This window comes from Thermococcus sp. M36, assembly GCF_012027355.1.
Lineage (GTDB): Archaea > Methanobacteriota_B > Thermococci > Thermococcales > Thermococcaceae > Thermococcus.
In genome coordinates, this window is record NZ_SNUH01000001.1 from 1,018,392 (window position 1) to 1,037,230 (window position 18,839).

Annotated in this window: 13 protein-coding genes and 1 pseudogene; 3 read left to right on the forward strand and 11 right to left on the reverse strand. The window is 56.5% G+C overall.

Annotated features, from left to right (window positions below; genetic code table 11):
• Positions 1-3: 3 nt before the first annotated feature.
• The 3 genes from E3E36_RS05680 to E3E36_RS05690 are packed head-to-tail and all read right to left on the reverse strand — an operon-like array spanning position 4 to position 3,548.
• Entirely contained in the window at positions 4-1,272 is a 1,269-nt protein-coding gene (locus E3E36_RS05680) for a M20 family metallo-hydrolase (protein ID WP_167894824.1), read from the reverse strand.
• Between the two features lie 12 nt (positions 1,273-1,284).
• Positions 1,285-1,620, reverse strand: a complete 336-nt coding sequence (locus tag E3E36_RS05685) for a PqqD family protein (RefSeq protein ID WP_167894312.1) — start codon at positions 1,618-1,620, stop codon at positions 1,285-1,287.
• Positions 1,621-1,673: 53 nt separating this feature from the next.
• Positions 1,674-3,548: an OPT family oligopeptide transporter gene (locus E3E36_RS05690; RefSeq protein ID WP_167894313.1), complete on the reverse strand. Its 1,875-nt coding sequence runs from the start codon at positions 3,546-3,548 to the stop codon at positions 1,674-1,676.
• Between the two features lie 290 nt (positions 3,549-3,838).
• On the opposite strand from E3E36_RS05690, the gene E3E36_RS05695 reads away from it, so the two are divergent.
• Positions 3,839-4,654 (forward strand): MBL fold metallo-hydrolase, encoded by an 816-nt coding sequence (locus E3E36_RS05695; RefSeq protein WP_167894314.1) that lies wholly within the window; start codon positions 3,839-3,841, stop codon positions 4,652-4,654.
• A gap of 10 nt (positions 4,655-4,664) precedes the next feature.
• Positions 4,665-4,886: a hypothetical protein gene (locus E3E36_RS05700; protein WP_167894315.1), complete on the forward strand. Its 222-nt coding sequence runs from the start codon at positions 4,665-4,667 to the stop codon at positions 4,884-4,886.
• A gap of 17 nt (positions 4,887-4,903) precedes the next feature.
• Here the strand turns inward: E3E36_RS05700 and glmM are convergent, their stop codons facing one another.
• The 8 genes and pseudogenes from glmM to E3E36_RS05740 form a co-directional block, all read right to left on the reverse strand.
• Complete coding sequence (gene glmM, locus E3E36_RS05705; protein WP_167894316.1) at positions 4,904-6,268, reverse strand: phosphoglucosamine mutase; 1,365 nt, start codon at positions 6,266-6,268, stop codon at positions 4,904-4,906.
• Between the two features lie 29 nt (positions 6,269-6,297).
• Positions 6,298-6,702: a UPF0146 family protein gene (locus E3E36_RS05710; RefSeq protein ID WP_167894317.1), complete on the reverse strand. Its 405-nt coding sequence runs from the start codon at positions 6,700-6,702 to the stop codon at positions 6,298-6,300.
• A 32-nt stretch (positions 6,703-6,734) separates the two neighbouring features.
• The gene (locus E3E36_RS05715; RefSeq protein ID WP_167894318.1) at positions 6,735-7,853 is read right to left on the reverse strand and encodes an ABC transporter ATP-binding protein; all 1,119 of its coding nucleotides are present in this window, start codon (positions 7,851-7,853) and stop codon (positions 6,735-6,737) included.
• 31 nt (positions 7,854-7,884) lie between these two features.
• On the reverse strand, positions 7,885-11,958 hold the full coding sequence (locus E3E36_RS05720; protein WP_167894319.1) for a glucodextranase DOMON-like domain-containing protein: 4,074 nt from the start codon (positions 11,956-11,958) through the stop codon (positions 7,885-7,887).
• Between the two features lie 9 nt (positions 11,959-11,967).
• Entirely contained in the window at positions 11,968-13,209 is a 1,242-nt protein-coding gene (locus E3E36_RS05725; protein ID WP_394353050.1) for an ABC transporter permease subunit, read from the reverse strand.
• On the reverse strand, positions 13,209-14,108 hold the full coding sequence (locus E3E36_RS05730; protein WP_167894321.1) for a carbohydrate ABC transporter permease: 900 nt from the start codon (positions 14,106-14,108) through the stop codon (positions 13,209-13,211). Before E3E36_RS05730 ends, E3E36_RS05725 begins: the two co-directional genes overlap by 1 nt.
• A 39-nt stretch (positions 14,109-14,147) precedes the next feature.
• A pseudogene (locus E3E36_RS05735) lies at positions 14,148-15,490 on the reverse strand (extracellular solute-binding protein).
• 149 nt (positions 15,491-15,639) lie between these two features.
• Positions 15,640-17,544 (reverse strand): glycoside hydrolase family 13 protein, encoded by a 1,905-nt coding sequence (locus tag E3E36_RS05740; protein ID WP_167894322.1) that lies wholly within the window; start codon positions 17,542-17,544, stop codon positions 15,640-15,642.
• A gap of 73 nt (positions 17,545-17,617) precedes the next feature.
• Here E3E36_RS05740 and trmBL1 point away from each other — a divergent pair, with 73 nt between their 5' ends.
• Positions 17,618-18,640, forward strand: a complete 1,023-nt coding sequence (gene trmBL1, locus E3E36_RS05745; RefSeq protein WP_167894323.1) for an HTH-type sugar sensing transcriptional regulator TrmBL1 — start codon at positions 17,618-17,620, stop codon at positions 18,638-18,640.
• The last annotated feature ends 199 nt before the right edge of the window (positions 18,641-18,839 follow it).

Consider the following 18,839-nt stretch of genomic DNA (forward strand, 5'->3'; position numbering starts at 1 on the left):
GGGTCAGAGAAGAGCCAGGGTCGCCATGACCTTGGCGTCTTCCACCAGGTTCTTTATCCAGGCGTACTCGTTGGGCTGGTGGGCGGTCTCGTCGAGGGTTGCCCAGACAACCGCAGGGATTCCGAGCTTCCTGAAGTAGGCCGCGAAGGTTCCGCCGCCTATTCCGCCGACCTTCGCCTCCTTTCCACGGAGTCTCCTCAGGGCCTCCTGGAGGAGCTTCACTATCTCGCTGTTGGGGTCGGTCGGCTCTGGAGCGTCGAGGCGCTGGAGGACTTCAATCTCGATCTCCGGCAGAACTTTTCCATCGAACTCCTTCCTGTACTTCTCCTTGACCTCCTCGGCAAGCCTCTCGGCGTCGGCAAGGATATCGTCTATGCTGTACCTCGGCAGAATCCTGCAGTCGAAGACGACCTCGTGCTCGCCCGGTGCTATGTTCGGGCTGTCGGCCGGACCGTGAACCATCGTCGGCTCGAAGGTGCTCTCCGGCGGGTCGAAGAGCTCATCCTTTTTGGAGTACTTCTCGTGGAGCAACTTGTCGAGGTGGTAGGCGAAGTCAAGGGCGACGCGGTGGGCGTTTAATCCTTTATCGGGCATGCTGGCGTGAACCTGCCTGCCGTGGATCTTGACCTTCATCCAGAGGATGCTCTTCTCGGCAACCTCGATGAAAGTGCCTTCCTCGTTCCCGCCGTCCGGAACGAGAACCAAGTCATTATCCCTGAAGAGCTCCGGATGCTCCTTCATGAGCCACTCTATTCCGTATTTACTCCCTGTCTCCTCGTCGCTGACGAAGGCGAGGATCACTGTCCTCTTCGGCCTTATTCCGAGGTTCATCATGGCCCTGACCGCGTAAAGCGAAGCAACCAGGCTCTGCCCGTTGTCCTCGCTTCCGCGCCCGTAGACCTTCCCGTCCTTCACGAGGGGCTTGAAGGGCTCGGTGACAGTCCACCTGCTCAGGTCTCCGGGCGGGACGACGTCTATGTGCGTCAGAATCCAGAGCCTCTCGCTCTCCTCGCCCTTTTCGCCGTAGTAATATGCCAAAATGTTTGGCCTCACACCGTTCTTGGCCCTCTCGTCGGGGGCGTTGTAGACCTCAACCTTGTCAAAGGGCCAGTCCTTTATTATCTCGAGAAGCTTCTGGGCCTTGTCGTATTCACCCTCGTAGCCGTAGTTCGGACTTATTGCCGGGATTTTGATGAGCTCCACGAGGGTTTCCACCATATCGTTGCGCAGGTTCTCGATTTCTTGAGAGACTCTTTCGAGGGTTTCGCTCATTTCGACCACCACCTAAACTATCTCGTCCGTCCTTTTAAACTCAACCAGGTACCTCTTCCCAAGTTCAATGAGAAACGTCACAAGGCGCTCGTAGAGGGGCTCGACTTCATCCCCAAAGCGGGCCCTCAGGGCCTTTCCTATTTCCCTCACGGTTCTCCTTCCGTCGCAGAGCTCCCACGTGTAGGCGCCTATTTCGTCGAGCTCGATCCTCCTGTAGTCCCCGTGGAGCTTCCTCGCGAGAAAGTCGAGCTTCGAGTCCATCGGGATGAGGAGGTAGTACTTACCCTCCACTTTCCTGAGCTCGACCTTTTCATTGCGCACTGGGACAAGGTTCAGGTACTCTTCCATGGTCATTCCTCCGGTGTCCAAAATTTAAAGGTTGGGAAGAAAAAGGGAGAGGGTCACTCCTTTCTACCCGTCATGTAGAGCCAGACGGCTATTCCGGCCAGGATGAGGATTCCAAGGACGTTGCTGCTGAAGCCAGCGCTCGGTGCGACGCCAGCGACGATAAGCGCCGCGAAGAATATGCCCATGAGGGCCTCACCGGCTATGAGTCCTGCCGCACCGAGGACACCCGGGTCGGTCGGCTTCTCTGCACCGCCTCCCCTGGCCTTGGTGACGAAGTGCTTGATGAGGCCGCCTATGAATATCGGCACGCCGAGGCTGAGGGGCAGGTAGATGCCGACGGCGACGGGCATGACCGGGGTTCTGAACTTGGAGCCCTTCATGGCGAGTATCTCGTCAAGAACTATGAGGGCGATCGCTATGCCGGCTCCGATGTATATCATGTTCCACTCCAGGTTGCCGGTGAAGACGCCCTCGGTGACCTTGGCCATGAGGAAGGCCTGCGGGGCAGCCAAAGCGTTCTCTTTGGCGGTTGGAGTTCCGGCTATACCGTAGGCCTGGATGAGGAGGTTGAGCACGGGGGCCATGACGAGGGCCGCGAAGAAGGTGCCGACTATCTCGAAGACCTGCTGTCTCTTCGGAGTCGCGCCGACGAGGTAACCGGTGGCGAGGTCCTGCATGGTGTCACCTGCTATTGCTGCTGCCGTACAGATGACCGCCGCGACGAGGATGGTCGCCGCCATTCCCTCCATCCCGCTGAGGCCTAGGGCCTTGAGCACGAAGGCCGTGAAGAGCAGGCTCATGATGGTGATTCCTGAGACCGGGTTGTTGGAGGAACCGACGACACCCGCGAGGTAGCCGGCTATCGAGCTTCCGAGGAAGCCGACGATAAGGAGTATCACTGCCATAACTGCCGCGATCCCTATCGAGCCGATTATGTGGAAGTACAGCAGGAAGAGTGGTATTACGAAGGCCGCTATGAGTATCAGCACGTAGTTGAGCGGAAGGTCCTCCTCGGTTCTGAGGACTGCCTCTCCCGCCTGCCTCTTCTTGGCGACCTCAAGGCCCGCCTTGATGCCCCTCTTTATCGGGTTCCTGAGCTTGATGAGGCTCCAGATTCCACCGACGACCATTGCACCAACGCCCATGTACCTGATCTTGGTGCTCCATATTACCCACGCCATATCAACCGGGCTGAGGTCGGTGGCGCCCATCTGGCCCGCGTATATGGGTATGGCTATGAACCAGGCTATTGCACCGCCGAGGAAGACGAGGAAGGCTATGTTGAGCCCGACGATGTAGCCAACAGCAATAAGCGCCGCCGAGAGGTCGCTTCCGAAGTAGTAGACGCGTGAGCCCACCATCTTGGCGGCCTCAACCGTGCCCTTCCAGAGGCCCGAGCTTCCGAGGAGCTTGAAGAGGCCTCCGAAGATTCCACCGTAGAGAATGGGCTTTGCGTGGCTTCCGCCTTTGTCTCCGGCTATGAGCACCTCGGCACAGGCGGTACCCTCTGGGTACGGGAGCTTCTCCTCGACTATGAACGCCCTCCTGAGTACGACTGTGAAGAGGGCGCCGAGGGAACCTCCAAGGGCCGCTATTATGGTCACCAGGTAGTACGGGAAGGTCGTGTAGTACCCGAGGACTACCAGGGCTGGGAAGGTGAAGATGACTCCAGCCGCTAGGGACTCACCGGCCGATGCCGCCGTCTGAACCATGTTGTTCTCAAGGATGTTCCTGTCCTTGAAGGCGAAGAGTATCGCCATCGAGATGACCGCCGCCGGGATGCTGGCACTGACGGTCATACCGGCGTACATGCCGAGGTATGCGTTCGCTGCACCCATCACTATCGATAAAATAACACCCAGAACAAAGGCCTTGATGGTGTACTCCGGCAGGGACTTTTCGGGTGGTATGTACGGCTTGAACTCCATGGCTGCACCCCCATGGGTTGAGCATAGTAACTAATTACTACCAAATTAAAAACATTTTGCCGAGTTCCAGTTTTTAAGATTTTAAAGTCGAACCTTTACGTTTTTTCTATTACGTTAGGTTATATGGACTTCCGGCATGCCCCCTTTTGATGAGCGTTGTGTTCCAGTTGGTTTGTATGAAACTGCCGTCATATGTCTGGCGGTCATCGGGGCACATGGGATGCGGGGCAATGCCTTATATACTCCTGGAGTGATACTCCTACGTCTGCAAAAGAAACGGGGGTGGCGGTTTGATAGAGATCACTTTCCTTGGCAGCGGTGGTGGAAGGTTCATCACCATAACGCAGTTCCGCTCCACCGGCGGTTTCCACATCAGGGCCAGCAGGAACATCTACGTTGACCCCGGGCCGGGAGCACTCGTGAGGAGCTGGCGGTACAAGCTCGACCCCCGGAAGCTAGACGCCATCTTTGTATCCCACAGGCACGTCGACCACTGCAACGACGTCGAGGTAATGATAGAGGCCATGACGGGCGGCGCACTAAAAAAGAGGGGCATGCTGATAGCCTCCAAGAGCGTCGTGTACGGCGATGAGACGCACACTCCTGCGGTGAGCAAGTACCACATGGACGTCCTCGAGAGCATCCACATCCCCGAGCCGGGGAGCAAGATAGCAATAGGTGAGGAGGAGATGATAATAACTCCCACCCTTCATTCCGACCCCACGACCATAGGCTTCCGGATGAAGAGCCGCTATGGTGACATATCCTACATACCGGACACTGCCTACTTCGACGGCCTTATCGAGTGGCACGACGGCGCGAGGCTGCTCATAGCCGCAGTAACGAGGCCGAGGGACATGGGGATATCCTACCACCTCAGCACCGACGACATCGTCATGATGCTCAAAAAGATGGAGAGCAGACCAGAGGCTCTAGTAATGAGTCACATCGGGATGAAGATGCACTTTGCCAACCCCTACAAGGAGGCCAAATACATAGAGACGGTGACGGGAGTGAAGACCTACGTGGCCAAGGAAGGCTTCAGGGTGATGATGGAAAAGAACGAGATATCGGTTAGGACTCTGCGGCCCGCGAGGTTTGTCTGAGGGGGTTTTGATGGGCAGAAAGGCTCTCGCTCCGGTTTCAATTTTCTCATTTCTGCTCAACCTGTTCTTTGGCGAGTCCCATCTATCGCTCGACCTCCTGGTTCCGGTGTTCATCTACTGGCTCTACCTTGTAGGGATGGAGGAAAAGCCCCACGCAAGGATCCTCGCCAGGGATTTTGGAATAATCTTCCTGGCCGGTACGGCGGGCTGGATGCTCGGAACCCATGCCTAAAAGTGGAAAATTGGAACTCAGCCCTTTTTCATGGCTTCCTCAACAGCCTTTCTGACAGTTCCGTAGGCGAGCTCAAACAGCTCATCCCTCCTCCTCTCGCTGGGTGCCTCGACGACGACCCTTATCTTTGGCTCTGTCCCGCTGGGCCTGACGAGAACCCAGGAACCGTCCCGGAGGTTGAAGCGGAAGCCTGAGATCGTGAGGAGCTCCTTAGTCTCCTCCCCGAGCTTCTCGTCCAGAACCACCTTAGCACGCTCCATAACGGCCCTCTTATGCTCGTCCGGGCAGGGGACGTTCTTCTTGGTGAGATAGAACTGGGGGATGTTCTCCTCGATTATCCTCGACAGGGGTTTCCCCTCCTCGTCTATCATCTTCAGCAGAAGTCCCATCGTGACGAAGCTGTCTATCCACGGGCCGAACCTCGGGTGCACGAGCTTCCAGGGTTCGGCGGCAAAGATTGCACCGTACCTCTTTATTCCGTCATGGGGCTGGCCGAGCGGCACCCTAACGACCCTTCCACCGGCATTTTCAACGACGTAGTCTATCCTTGAACCCGTGTCTATTGAGACGACGACCGTTCCGCCGCTGTGCTCCTCGACGTACCTCTTAGCGAAGAGCGCTATAAGGGTGTCCTCCCCGACGTAGTTGCCCTTTTCGTCGAAGACAGCTATCCTGTCGGCGTCGCCGTCCTGGGCGATGACTAGGTCAACTCCAAGCTCCCTCGCCAGCTCCCCGAGGTAGGCTATGTTCTCGTACCTCGGCTCAGGTTTCCTTCCCGGGAAGTGGCCGTCCACGTGGGCGTTGACGCTTATAACTTTCGCTCCCATCTCGCGGAGCAGGTAAGGCGCTAAAACGCTTCCGGCACCGTTGGCGCCGTCGTACAGAACTTTCAGGTTAGTCTCGTGGTTCACGAAGTCAAGAACGGCCTCGATGTAGCCATCTATGATGTCAATGGGTTTCACCGTTTTTATCTCGTCCCAATGGGCTTTCCTGAAGTTTCCGGAGAAAACAAGCCCTTCCAGCTCCCTCTCCTGTTCGACGTAGAACTCAGTCCCGTCCCCGTTGAAGACCTTTATGCCGTTGTCAGTGGGGGGGTTGTGGCTCGCTGTAATCATGACTCCGGCGTCCCCGTATTCCCGCGTTCCCCAGGCAAGGGCTGGCGTTGGTATGAGTCCAAAGTCGAGAACCTCCATTCCCGTCGAGAGAAGCCCGGAGATAAGGGCGTTCTGGAGCATTACGCTCGACGTCCTCCCGTCCCTTGCAACTGCTGCTGTTTTTCCATCAACGTAGGTACCAACAGCCTTTCCAATGTCCATCGCGAGTTCTGGGGTAACCTTCTTCCACAGAGTCCCACGTATTCCAGCCGTTCCGAAGAGCTTCATAGCACCACCGTAACTACTTGGAGAGGGCTTTAAATATGTTTGGCGACGTATATGGGCAACCCTCTGAAGCTTACAAGCCTCATCGTTCGGGGCATAGTGTCCCCCGTCAGGGGGAGGATATAGACGGGGGCGTTGAGTTTTCTCCCGAGCTCCAGAATGGGCCTCACTATCTCCGGGGTCGGCCTTACCGAGTAGAGCGCCTTTACCCCACGGTAGAGCTCAAGGTTCGGGCTGAAGAGGTCGTCCCTCACGGCGTTGATGCCCAGCTCCCTAGCCCTTTCCACGGATGATGGGTTCCAGTCAACTGCCAGGACATCATAGCCGAGCCCTTTGAGCCTCAGCGCCACCTTGAACTGAAAGCCTATACCAAGTTCTGCCACTTTCCCCTTCGGAACGTTCTGGGCCATGAAGTCGGCGAAGTCTTCAACGGGCATGGGAGAAAATGGGGAGGGGAATTTAAAAAGATTCAGAACACTGCCTTTCCGCTCCCCTTCTCAAAGACGTGGGCCTTGCGCATGTCGAAGACGACGTCTATCTCCTGGCCTTCCTTCACTTTGGACTCCGACCTGAACGCTCCAAGGAAGGCCACGTTTCCGACGTGCAGGTGGACGATCTTCTCGCTTCCGAGGTTCTCGATAATGTCCACCCTTGCACGCACCATGTTTTCGCCGGGGATCTTTACCTGGGCGAACATTGCATCGTAGAGGTCTTCGGGCCTTATGCCGAAGATGACCTCTTTTCCGACCAGGTTCCTCTCTTCAAGCACCTCGACCTGGTCGGGCAGGAGTTTGAGCTTGAACTCACCGAAGTCCGCAAAGCCGTCCTCTGTTATTGTCGTATCTATGAAGTTCATCGGCGGTGCACCTATGAAGCCCGCCACGAAGGTGTTGGCCGGCCTGTCGTAGACCTCCTCCGGTGTTCCGAGCTGCTGCAGAACTCCGGCGTTTATTACCGCTATCCTGTCGCCCATGGTCATTGCCTCGACCTGGTCGTGGGTGACGTAGATAGTGGTAACGCCGAGCTGTCTCTGGAGCCTCTTGAGCTCCGCACGCATTTTCACACGAAGCTTTGCGTCGAGGTTGCTCAGCGGCTCGTCCATTAAGAAGACCTGTGGCTTTCTGACTATTGCCCTGCCGAGAGCGACGCGTTGCCTCTGGCCGCCGGAGAGCTCCCTGGGCTTTCTTTTGAGGAGCTCTGTCAGGCCGAGGAGCTCGGCCACTTCCCTGACGCGCTGGTCTATCTCCTGTTTCGGAACCTTTCTGAGCTTGAGGGGGAAGGCTATGTTGTCGTAGACTGTCATGTGGGGGTAGAGGGCGTAGCTCTGGAAGACCATGGCTATGTCCCTGTCCTTTGGCGGGATGAATACCCCCTTCTCAGGGTCGGCGACGAGCCTGTCACCGATGTAGATCTGCCCTTTCGTTGGTTCTTCCAGCCCGGATATCATCCTGAGCGTGGTCGTCTTTCCACAGCCACTCGGCCCGAGGAGGACAAGGAATTCACCGTCCTTGATGTGGAGGTTCATATCCTTCACTGCCGTGAAGTCCCCAAACATCTTCCAGACGTTTACGAGCTTCACTTCTGCCATGGTATCACCCCTCAAAAAGAGAAGGAAGGCGTCAGCGCCTCCTCATGAGGAGGAGCGGCGCCACTGCGAGCGCGGCTATCAGTCCCGGACCGCAGATTCCTCCGCCTTCTCCGGTGGGCGTGGTGGACTCGCTGGTGGTTGGGGTGGTGGTTGGACTCGGTGAGGTGGTGGACGGAGTGGCCGTCTGGCTCGGAGTGGTAGTTGTAGTTTCGCTCTGGCTGGAGGTGGTTCCGGTCGGTGTTGCGGTCTCGGTCGCGGTCTCGGTCGGTGCCGGCTGCTCCCCGCCGGAGCCTTCGACGAGGGGTATCATGAGCACTGTCGCGAGTGTCTTCTTCTCAAGGTCGTAGGAGCTGAGCTGCTCCTCCTGGGTTGGCTTGAAGCCCTCCGGGACGAGCTCATCAACAACTCTCGGGGCGAGGTTGTCTATGACAGCGTTCGGATCGGCTCCGCCGAGCTTCCACTGCTCCGCCTCAACGGCGACGGGCCTCCACTTGTCCGGCCCGAAGCCGTCCTGGGAGCCAACGAGCACCGCCGTGTAGAGGCCGTAGTCTGTGATGCTGAGGTACTTCTTCGGAACTTTGACCACTATAGCGTTCCTTGTGGGATCCGCGGATATCTGGAGCTCTCCCTGTATTGAGGTTCCGTTGGGCAGGACGATGAGGTTGCCGTAGTCCCAGCCGGCTATTCTCAGCGCGAGGTCCCACGGGTGGGCTGGGTCGAGGTTTACGTTGCTTCCGGGCCCGTCGGGGAACATCTTGATTGCGCTGGTGTTCCCACCGTCCTTGAAGTCAAAGTACGCCTCGATTATCTGGAGGCTGAAGCCGTTGGGCCCGTTCCACGGGTTGCCGCCGAGATCCTTGAAGTAGAACTCCAGCGTCCAGTAGTCGCTGTCCTCAACCATCTTGAACTTGAGCAGGTCTAAGTGGCCCGGAACGAAGACCTTGTCTGTGGCGTAGGTATAGGTTCCCGGTCCGTGATCGTCTCCCTCCGGGTCGTTCACGACTATGCCCTGCTTGAGCAGCGGAAGCGCCTTGACCGTCGCAAGCTTCATTCCGTTGGCGTCGTAGGAGCTGAGCTGCTCCTCCTGGGTCGGCTTAAAGTCGGCTGGAGCGAGGAGGTCCATGACGCGCGGGGCAACGTTGTTGATGACCGCCTGCGGGTCGGCACCTCCGACCTTCCACTGCTCGGCTTCGACTGCGACGGGCCTCCACTTGTCCGGCCCGAAGCCGTCCTGGCTCCCTGTGAGAACAACGCCCCAGAGACCGTAGTCCTCGTTTATCTGGATGTACTTCTTCGGGACCTTGACTATTACCGCGTTCTTGACGGGGTCTGCGCTTATCTGCATCTCGCCCTGGAGGGCCGTTCCGTTTGGAAGAACTATCAGGTTGCCGTAGTCCCATCCGGCTATCCTGAAGGCAACGTCCCACGGATGGTCGGGGTCGAGGTTTACATTGGCCCCGGGCCCGTCCGGGAACATCTTTATAGCAGAACTGTTGCCTCCGTCACTAAAGTCGAGATAGACCTCTATGATCTGGAGGCTGAAGCCGTTGGGCCCGTTCCACGGGTTGCCTCCAAGATCCTTGAAGTAGAACTCCATAACGTAGCTGTCTGTCTGCTCAAGTATCCTGAAGCGGAGGAGATCAAAGGCACCCTCAACGAAGACCTTGTCCGTTGGATATGTGTAGGTTCCCGGGCCGTAGTCGTCCCCCTCAGGATCGGCTATGTCCACGATGGCAACTCCCTTGACCTCCGTCGGAAGTCTGAGCTCCACCGGGCTGCTGATTACCTCAAGGTTTCCATCCTTGACGGTTGAGACCGCGAAGTAGAAGTCGTCGGGACTCTCTATGTAATCGAAGGGGACAACAACCTCGATTCCCTCGCTCGTCTCCTTGACGGTCGCCTCTCCGAGCTTCTCGCTCTTCTCGTAGTCAGTTGCACCGTAGATTTCCGCCTTGCCGTTCTCGTACACGATGTGCTTGGTTATCATCAGCCCGACGCTGTCCTTCGAGAACGGGAACATCGAGTACCTGAGCTCGCTCGGCTTCCCCTGGAGAAGCGTGAAGGTGTTTCCGACGCGCTTACCCTTCTCCCAGATGCTCACCTCGAACTTCTCAAGGTTGCCCTTAACGACGAAGTGCACTCCGTCCCCGTCGAAGTAGACGCTAACGCCCTCTGCCATTGGGGACTGGCTTGAGTAGCTCTTGGTCTCGCCTTCCTTGAGGCCGTCAAGGGCCCTTGTGGTGTAGGGCTCCCCGTCGGGGAAGTAGTTTCCGAAGAGGTAGCTCGGCGGCTCGACTCCCGCTAACTTGTACATCTCGTAGAGGTAGGTCTTCAGGTAGCGGTCGAAGGTGTAGTCCTGACCGCTGTCCTGGTCGCTTCCGTACCACCAGAACCAGTCGCTTGCCTCAGCACGGAGCAGGTACTCCTGGGCTTTCTCCCAGTCCGTCTGGCTCATTTTGTCTTTGTTCTCAATGAGGGCTTTTCTGGCCATATAAAGCCAGTACCAGCCGTAGTTCTCCTGGGGTTCGCCTATCCATGTGGAGAGGGTTCCGTCTATCCAGCTCGACTCGGGCCACTGCATCTCCTCCTTGACACCGGCCATGTCGTAGAGCTCCCCCAGGCTCTGGGCCTTGAGGAGGGCGTTAACGTTGTCGCCGGTCAAATCAAGGCGCTCCATCATCTGCGGTGTGAGCTTGTTGGCCTTATCGCCGTAGAGCTGGATGTACTCGCTTGGCGTGAGGGTCCTTATGAGCCCCTGTTCCTGGAGCTCGGTGAGGCGCTTGTAGAGGGTCTCAAGGAAGAGCTTGCCGTCGTAGGGGTAGTGCTCCCACGGGTTCTCGCCGTCAAGGGTGACGACGTAGACGAGGCTGCCATCGTAGTTCTGCTTCTGGAGCTTGAGGAGCTCGTTGACGAAGTCCTCAACGGCCTGGTACTGGTTCATTCCAGAGTACGTGAAACCAACCCTGTCGCTCAGCGCGTGGTCGCGCGGGAAGAGGTAGATCTTCTTTCCGTTGAATTCAGCCACCCATGGCTTGTAGTAGTTCTCGACGGTGCCCTCAATGCCGAGCTTCTGGAGAACCAGCTGGTCGGTCATGACCCACGTCCAGCCGTTGTCGGCCAGTATTTCGAGGGTCTTGTCGTTTAGGGCACTCTCAGCCGCCCATCCGCCGACTGGGACGGCAGTCCCGTTGCCCAAGTACTGCCTGTACAGTTCGTCAGCCTTTTTGACGTGCTCATCAAAGTCGCTCTCCCAGCCGAAGTCGTTGAGTATCGGCCCTATCGGATGGGCGTAGGGAACGACCGTAACCTCAACGTTGCCGTTTCCGAGGAGAAGGTTTACCTTCTCGTGCTCCTCGAAAGTGTGGTTGAGAAGCCACATCTGGGCGTCGAGAACGGTTCTAACGTCCTCCCTCGTGTAACCGCCCTCGTCAACCTTGTCGTAGAGGGCCTTGAGCTCGGGGTGGGTCATGATGTAGTTGTAGTCTATCCAGGCGAGGTTGAAGAGCACAGCGAGGTCTATGTAGTCCTGCTCGGTGAACTCGTTGGTTACCGCAACCTTCTGCTCCTCAAGTGGCAGATTGGCGTACTTGGCCTTTGCCTGCATCATCTTGTTCTTCAGCTCGGTGTAGCGGTTCCAGAAGTCCCTTATCGGGTTGCCGTTGGGGTCGGTTATCGGCTCACCGTTCCAGGGGATGGTGTGGTCGAAGAACCCTCCGGGGGCCTGAAGCATGAACCACTTCTCGTCAACGGTTAAGGGCTCGCCGTTGGCTATCTTCTCTGTCACAATCTGATAGGTGTCCTTCTTCCCGTTCATGTAGTCGGCGAGCTGGGCTATGAGCGAGCCGGAGAGGTCGATGGTGGCGTGAACGTCCGGATACTGGCTGAGGTAGTATGCCATCTTCCAGTAGTTGTTTGCCGCGTGAAGCCTGACCCACGGTCTGGTATAGATGTCCTGAACCGGGTCGTAGTAGTATGGCTGGTGCTGGTGCCAGACTATTATCACGTTCAGCGGCTTCGGCTCCGCCGCTCCGACCGTTTTAGCGTTTGCTCCAAAAATGCTCCCGACAACGAGTATTGCCAACAGCAGGGCAATCCACCTTTTCATGCTATCACCTCATTCCTTCAGGCCTCCGACCGTGAGGCCGCTCCTTATGTAGTTCTGGGCGAGCATGAACATTATGAACACCGGTAGGGCGAAGAGCAGGGCAGCGGCCCCGAAGTAGCTCCAGTCAATGCCCCTGCCGATGCCGCCCATGAGCAGGTATATCCACACGGAAAGCGGCTGGTTCTTCTCCGTGAGCAGGAGGCTGGCCAGGATGAACTCCGTCCATCCTCCTATGAAGGCAAAGATGGCTACGGTGGCTATTCCCGGAAGGGCCATCGGTAGGAGCACGTACCTGATTATCTGGAGGTAGCTGGCGCCGTCAACGAGTGCAGCTTCGTCGAAGTCCGGGCTTATTGAGTCTATGTACCCCTTGAGGAGCCAGGTGTTGAATGGCACGCTCCCTGCCGCGTAGATGAACGAGAGAACCGGCAGCTTGTCGTAGAGGCCGAGCTTGACGATCATGCCGTAGAGGGCTATCAACCCCGCTATCCCAAGTCCTCCTGCCACCTGGGTGAACATCAGGTAGAAGTACAGGACGTGGTCCCTTCCGAAGAACTTCATGCGTGAAAACGCGTACGCCGCGGGGACTACGAAGATAAGCGCCAGCAGCACTGTGAGGCCGGCTATTATCAGGCTGTTCCGGAGGTAGCCAAAGAACACCGAGTTGACGAACATTCCCACCCTTGTGAACGTCACCTTTCCGTCGTTCCTGATGACTATGTAGTTCTTCCCCGTCGGCCCTTGGACGAGGGGCCCCTTGATGGCGTCCTTCAGCTCCAGGTTCCGGACTATCCCGAAGCCTATGCTGCCGTCATCGTTGACCCTCGTGAGCACGAACAGCCCCTCAACGTCCCCCCTGAATTCTCCGCCAGCGACCGTGCCGGAACTCACCTCAAAAACTGCCTTGGCCACGGGTATTTCGAACCTCACACCCGTGAAGGGGCCATATTTTACGGTTCCCCTCAGGACACCGTCTGTTATGTACAGCATGCCGTCCCTTATCTGGGCGCTCCCCTCGATTGTCCCCGTGAAGTTCTCGCTTATCTTGCTGCCCTTGAACCCGAAGAGGACTTCCCTGTATGAGTCAAGAGTGGCGTTCTTCGGCAGGAAGTGGAACTCGGTCGTTGCAAGCGTGGATCCGGGGGTTATTGACACGACGAATATGTAGTAGACGGGGAAAAGTATGATGAACATTACGAAGACCGCCAGCAGGGTGAGGATGAAACTCTTAAGGATCTCCCCTTTCCTCATCATCCCTTAGCACCCTCCTGAAGCTTGGTTATCCTGACGTTTACGTACATGTAGATTGCCAGAACGAAGGTCGCTATTATCATGACCGCCGCTGCCCTGCCGTAGTGGGGCGTTGACCCGAAAGCCTTCCTGAAGCCGTAGAGCAGGATGAACTTGTCCTCAAAGAGACCGGCGTTGTAGATGTAGGGCACCATGAAGTACTGAAAGCTCGCCGCGCTGGTGAGTATCGTTGCGAAGGCTATAGGTTTGCCCACTATGGGAAGAACCACGTGCCGTATCCTCTGCCAGTAGCTGGCCCCATCTATTATTGCCGCCTCTACCAGCGTCTCGGGGACGGACTGGAGGGCGGCGGTTATGACGGTTATCATGAACGGGTACGCAAGCCAGACCTCGATTATGTTGAGCGCCAGAAACGCCCACGTAGGGTCGTTAATCCAGTTCGGGAGGGTCTGAACTCCCAAGGATTTGAGCATCTGGTTTATGGGGCCAAAAATCGGGTCAAACATGAACTTCCACACGGTCACCGAGAAAAGGAGCGGAAGTGCCCAGGGGATTATTAAAAGCGAACGGTAGATCATTTTACCCTTAACGTATTTGCTGTTGTAGAGAAGGCTCAGTGCAACCCCCGCAAGGACCTTGAGGGTAACGCTCGTCAGGACGAAGAACCATGTCCAGAGGAAGGCGCTCCTGAACTTCTCGTCTCCGAGGATCCATCTGAAGTTTTCGAGACCCACAAAGGTGAGCTGGGGAGCCTGCGGCGCCTGTATTGGAAAGTTCCCTAGCTGGGCGTTGGTAAATGCCAGGTATATGGAGTACACTATGGGCCAGAGGTTGAAGAACAGAAACGCCGCCATCCCTGGGAGGATTAGAAACAGGGCAATGGTCGTTGTCTTCTTCATCCCGATCCCTCCAAAAAGTGGGGAAAAGGGAAATGGGCTTCAGCCTCCGATGTTGTTCAGTATCTCCTGCTGGTACTTCTTCAGTATGGTGGGTATGTCGGCGTTGGCCGGGTCCTTGAGGATGTCGTTTATGGCGCCGTCAACACCGCCCCAGACTGAACCCATCTTCGGGCTCTTGGGCATCAGGTACATGTGCTGGACGGCCTGTCCGAAACCGTAGATGACTGGGTCGTTCTGTATCTCCGGGTCGTTGAGAACAGGGGTAAGAACCGGAATGTATCCGAGCTGGAGGGAGAGCTCCTTGATGACCTCGGGGGTGGTGGTGAACCACTTGACGAACTTCCAGGCGGCCTCCTTGTTCTTTATTCCTGCGGCGAAGTAGATGTCCTTGACGCCACCGTAGGGCCTGGGCCAGTACTCCTTGCCGTCCTTGCTTATGGGCGGAAGCGGTGCGACGCCAAAGTTGATGCCCGCGTCCTTAACACTGGCTATGCTCCACGGGCCGTTGACCATCATTGGTGCCCTCTTCTCAAGGAAGATGCTCTGCTGGGTGTTGTAGTCCGCTGTTGGGGCCATGTACGGCCAGATGTTCTGGAAGAAGAACTGGAATCCCTCTATTGTCTCGGGCTGGTCGAGGCCCGGCTGTTCCGTCTGGTCGTCAAAGTAGTAGCCCCCAAAGGCCTGGGCCCAGGCGGATATGAAGTATGCATTGACCGGATAGGCTATGCCGTACTTCTCGTTGTTGGGGTCGTTGAACTTCTCCATTAGCTGCTTCATCTCGTCAAAGGTCTTGGGGGCTCGCTTATCATGTCCTTGTTGTAGATGAGGGCAACGGTCTCGGCGGCAAAGGGCATGGCGTAGAAGTGTTCCTTGTACTGGATAGCATCCTGGGCCGCCGGGGCGAACTGGTTGAGGATGTCAGGGGTGACGTAGTCGTCGATGGGCTCAAGAAGGCCGGCATCAGCGAACTTCCCTATCCAGTCGTGGGCCCAGATGAAGAGGTCTGGCCCCTGGCCTGCCGGGATCGCGGCCTTGAGGGCGTCTTCGAGGTTGGGCTTCTGCTCGAAGACTATCTCGACGTCGGGACACATGGCCATGTACTCCTCGGCGAGGCTCTGGAAGACCTGGAGCTCGTTGGGCTGCATGGCGTGCCAGATGACCACCTTCCCGCTGCCGCACTCGGTCTCGGCGGGAGTGGAGGTTTCCGTGGCAGTTGGGGAGCTGGTGGTCTCGCTCGGAGCGGTCGTCTCCGTTGGGCTCGGGGAGCTAGTTGTTGGGCTGGGAGAACTCGTGGTTTCTCCACCGCCGCTGATACAGCCGCTGGCCACGACGCTCAAAACCAGAACCCCAACCAAAAGCAGGGCAAACAGTCCTTTTCTCATAGCTTTATCACCCACCTTGATCTTGGGTGTTATAGTATCATTGACAGTGATATATATACCTTGCGCTCCCATGTCCCATGTGAGCACCGTGAACATTGTTATTCCACGATGAACTCGAAACCGCCCTGGTGGAGCGCCTCTGAAGGCCCCTAAAGAACCGACCTTTCAATGTGGAAGCTGCACTTCTCCGGGCTTTTTGGGTACCTGATCTCCACCCTGACCCGCTCTCCTTTGTAAACCCTGTCGTAGGCGATGACATCCCCCTGGAACTTGAGCGGAATGAACTCCCCGACCTGGAGCGCCCTGCTTGCCTTCCTGAGCCGTATCAGCGCCTTTGTTGTTCTTAGTATCTCCCAGTCCCACAGCCCCCTGTCCCACATCATAGGCGTCCTGCCGGAGTCCAGCCCGTTACCCCTTGTGCCCCTGAGTCCGACTTCATCTCCGTAGAAGATTGAGGGGACGCCTTTGTACGTCATCAGGAACGCCAGGACGCAGAGGTATCTATTTTTGTCGCCCACGAGGTCTATGAAGCGCTCTGTATCGTGGTTGTCAAGGAAGTTGTACATTGTGTACTCGGCCGGCCCGTAGTAGGTGCTCAGGAGCTCCAGCCCGTTGAGGAAGTCCTTCGCGTCCATGCTCCTTTCAACGAAGAACCGCAGGATGAGCTCATACAGGGGGTAGTTCATGGTGCCGTGGAACTTGTCGAAGAGCCAGAGCCTCGCGTCGTCCATAACCTCCCCTACAAGGTAGGCCTTTTCGGGCATAGCTTTCCGTATTTCCCTCCAGAGCTCGGGAGGGACACCATGGGCAACATCAAGACGCCAGCCGTCGGCGCCCTTCTCAAGCCAATACTTCATTACCCCCTCTATGAACCGTCTTACCTCCGGACTGTCGTGGTTGAGCCTTGGCATCAGCCACACGGAGTAAAAGCTCTCGTAGTCCCAGTCGAACTCCTTCAGTCTCTGGTATTTCTCCGCCCACGGCAAGTCCGAGCGCAGGGTTTTTATGAACTCCTTTGGAACTACAGGAAAGCCCGTCACCCTGTAAAAATCCCTGTACTTGCTTCCTTCACCTTTTTTGATCACGTCCTGGAAGTACGGGTGGAAGAAGCCCGTATGGTGAAAGACTCCATCGAGGATAAGCCTGATTCCCCTCTTTTTGAGCTCCCTGACGAGCTCCCTGAAGGCGGATTCCCCCCCAAGCTTCCCGTCAACTCGGAAATAGTCGGTAACATCGTAGCGGTGGTAGGTCATGGACTCGAATATGGGCGTCAGGTAGATGGCATTGGCGCCGAGCTCCTCAACGTGGCCGAGCCCCTCTATGACCCCCCACAGATCGCCCCCGTGGAAGTGGTGCCGCATAATGGCGTTTCCCCTCCTCTGGAGCCCCTCGCGACCACCCGCCCTGAACCTGTCCGGCATTATCTGGTAAAATACGCGGTCGAAAACCCAGTCCGGTGCCCTGAGCCTGTACGGCCTGCCCCTGAAGGGCCCGAGCTCCACTGTCCCTCCTTCACGGGTGAGTACCTTAAAGGAGTATTCAATAACATCCTCCCCGTCCACAACGGCCTTGAAGTACTCAAAGAGCTCATCGCAGGCCTTTTTCCTCATGGGGAGGGTCTCTCCTCGGGTGTTTACCACGGCGTTTTTAATAAACCCCCTCTTCCCCCTGAGCACGATGTGAGTCCTTCCTGCGACAGTATAAAACTGGACGGTGCTTGGCTCATGGAATACGGGCTCCCCCGAGTCTATGACGGCGACGCTCACCTCGCGCTCAAACTTATACGAGAGCCGCCTGTAGGTGTCCCTCCTAGGGTTTTCGATGTCCACCCTGAACTCTCCTTCGATGGAAAATCCGTAGTACCAGACTCCTTCGGGGAGGATAACTCTTATGACCCACTGATTCCCGTCCTTTCTCATCCTGAGGGAGCCCTCGTTGAAGGCGTTGAAGTTCCCCAAGAGGTACGCGTAGCTCCCCTCCGCAGGGGTAGAGAACTCCACCAGGGCGACCCTTCCGAGGTTCTTGTCCCTCTTAAACCCGAAAATTTTATACACCGTTATCACCTTAGTATCACTACTGATGAATAAACTGTGGTGAGTGAAACTTAAAAACTTTGGAGGTATCGGGATGAGGGAAGATGAGATCATCGAGAAGCTCCAGAGGCTCGGCCTTACAAAGTACGAGAGCCTCGCGTACATAACCCTTCTTAAGCTTGGGCCCAGCAAGGCGACGGACATAACGAAGGAGAGCGGAATCCCCCATACGCGCGTCTACGACGTTCTCAGTTCCCTTCACAGGAAGGGCTTCGTTGATGTGATGCAAGGCTCCCCGAGGCTGTACAAACCGGTCAACCCAGAGGTCGTCCTTGAAAAGATAAAGGAGGACTTCATTGAGGACATTGAAAACCTCAAGGAGGCCTTCCTGGATCTGTACCGTGAGGTTCACGGGGAGGACCTCCCGGAGATATGGACCATACAGGGCTTTGACAACACCGTTGAGAGGGCAGAGTACGTAATCAGGACGGCAAAGCACGAGGTTCTTATCAACACCCCCTTCGAGTTCCTTAAACTGCTCAAAAGTGAGATCCGGGCCCGTAAGGACATAATATTCGTGATAATAAGCAACTTCGACGAGGTGCCAGACTGGCTTAGGGGGGACAACATAATCCTTGCAAGGAGTGGAGGCGCCCCCTGGCTCATGGCAAGCTGGATAATCGGCGACATTGACTACGCCCTCTTTTTCGGCGCCCTGCCCAAGGACAGGCGGAAGGAGAAGTTCTATTCCTTCTGGGCCAAGAGCCCCAAGATAATCCAGAACTACATGCACTGGTTCTACACAATATACCTCGACAACAGCGAGGTCATTAAGCCCCTTAACTACGATAAACTCCCCAAGCCGTTCTCGCTCGTCAACATAAGGACACTCATAACCGTTCTCAAGTTCTCGGCTCTGCCCCGCAGGGCTGAGGTAATAGGAAAGCTCGTGGACACTAAGGAGCCGGTAACGCTGGACGGGGAAATAGTCGAGTACGAGTACACCCCCCTTACGGCAAACATCACCGTGAAGGCCGGTGGAAACTCCTGGAAAGTCGGAGGCATAGGCAGCTACTTCGAGGACGTTGAGGGGGAGAAGTTCATCCTCCTGGAATGACGCCTGTCTCCCTCTTCTGCTTTAAATTATGTGATGTATACTTATGGTACAATTGTAATATAAACAATGTCTTTGATAGTTCCTAGTTTTTCCATATGACTTAAGGTCCAGAGAGTTGGGATGGTTTGCCCTTTTGGCAACCCTACAATCGGCGAATGCACTTGAACAGGGGAATTCTGCTATTGTTCGTCTGAGGATT

Coding starts and splice junctions, on each gene's coding strand:
- E3E36_RS05680 (WP_167894824.1), bottom strand. CDS start 1,272: ATGAGCGAAACCCTCGAAAGAGTCTCTCAAGAAATCGAGAACCTGCGC.
- E3E36_RS05685 (WP_167894312.1), bottom strand. CDS start 1,620: ATGGAAGAGTACCTGAACCTTGTCCCAGTGCGCAATGAAAAGGTCGAG.
- E3E36_RS05690 (WP_167894313.1), bottom strand. CDS start 3,548: ATGGAGTTCAAGCCGTACATACCACCCGAAAAGTCCCTGCCGGAGTAC.
- E3E36_RS05700 (WP_167894315.1), top strand. CDS start 4,665: ATGGGCAGAAAGGCTCTCGCTCCGGTTTCAATTTTCTCATTTCTGCTC.
- glmM (WP_167894316.1), bottom strand. CDS start 6,268: ATGAAGCTCTTCGGAACGGCTGGAATACGTGGGACTCTGTGGAAGAAG.
- E3E36_RS05710 (WP_167894317.1), bottom strand. CDS start 6,702: ATGCCCGTTGAAGACTTCGCCGACTTCATGGCCCAGAACGTTCCGAAG.
- E3E36_RS05715 (WP_167894318.1), bottom strand. CDS start 7,853: ATGGCAGAAGTGAAGCTCGTAAACGTCTGGAAGATGTTTGGGGACTTC.
- E3E36_RS05720 (WP_167894319.1), bottom strand. CDS start 11,958: ATGAAAAGGTGGATTGCCCTGCTGTTGGCAATACTCGTTGTCGGGAGC.
- E3E36_RS05725 (WP_394353050.1), bottom strand. CDS start 13,209: ATGAGGAAAGGGGAGATCCTTAAGAGTTTCATCCTCACCCTGCTGGCG.
- E3E36_RS05730 (WP_167894321.1), bottom strand. CDS start 14,108: ATGAAGAAGACAACGACCATTGCCCTGTTTCTAATCCTCCCAGGGATG.
- trmBL1 (WP_167894323.1), top strand. CDS start 17,618: ATGAGGGAAGATGAGATCATCGAGAAGCTCCAGAGGCTCGGCCTTACA.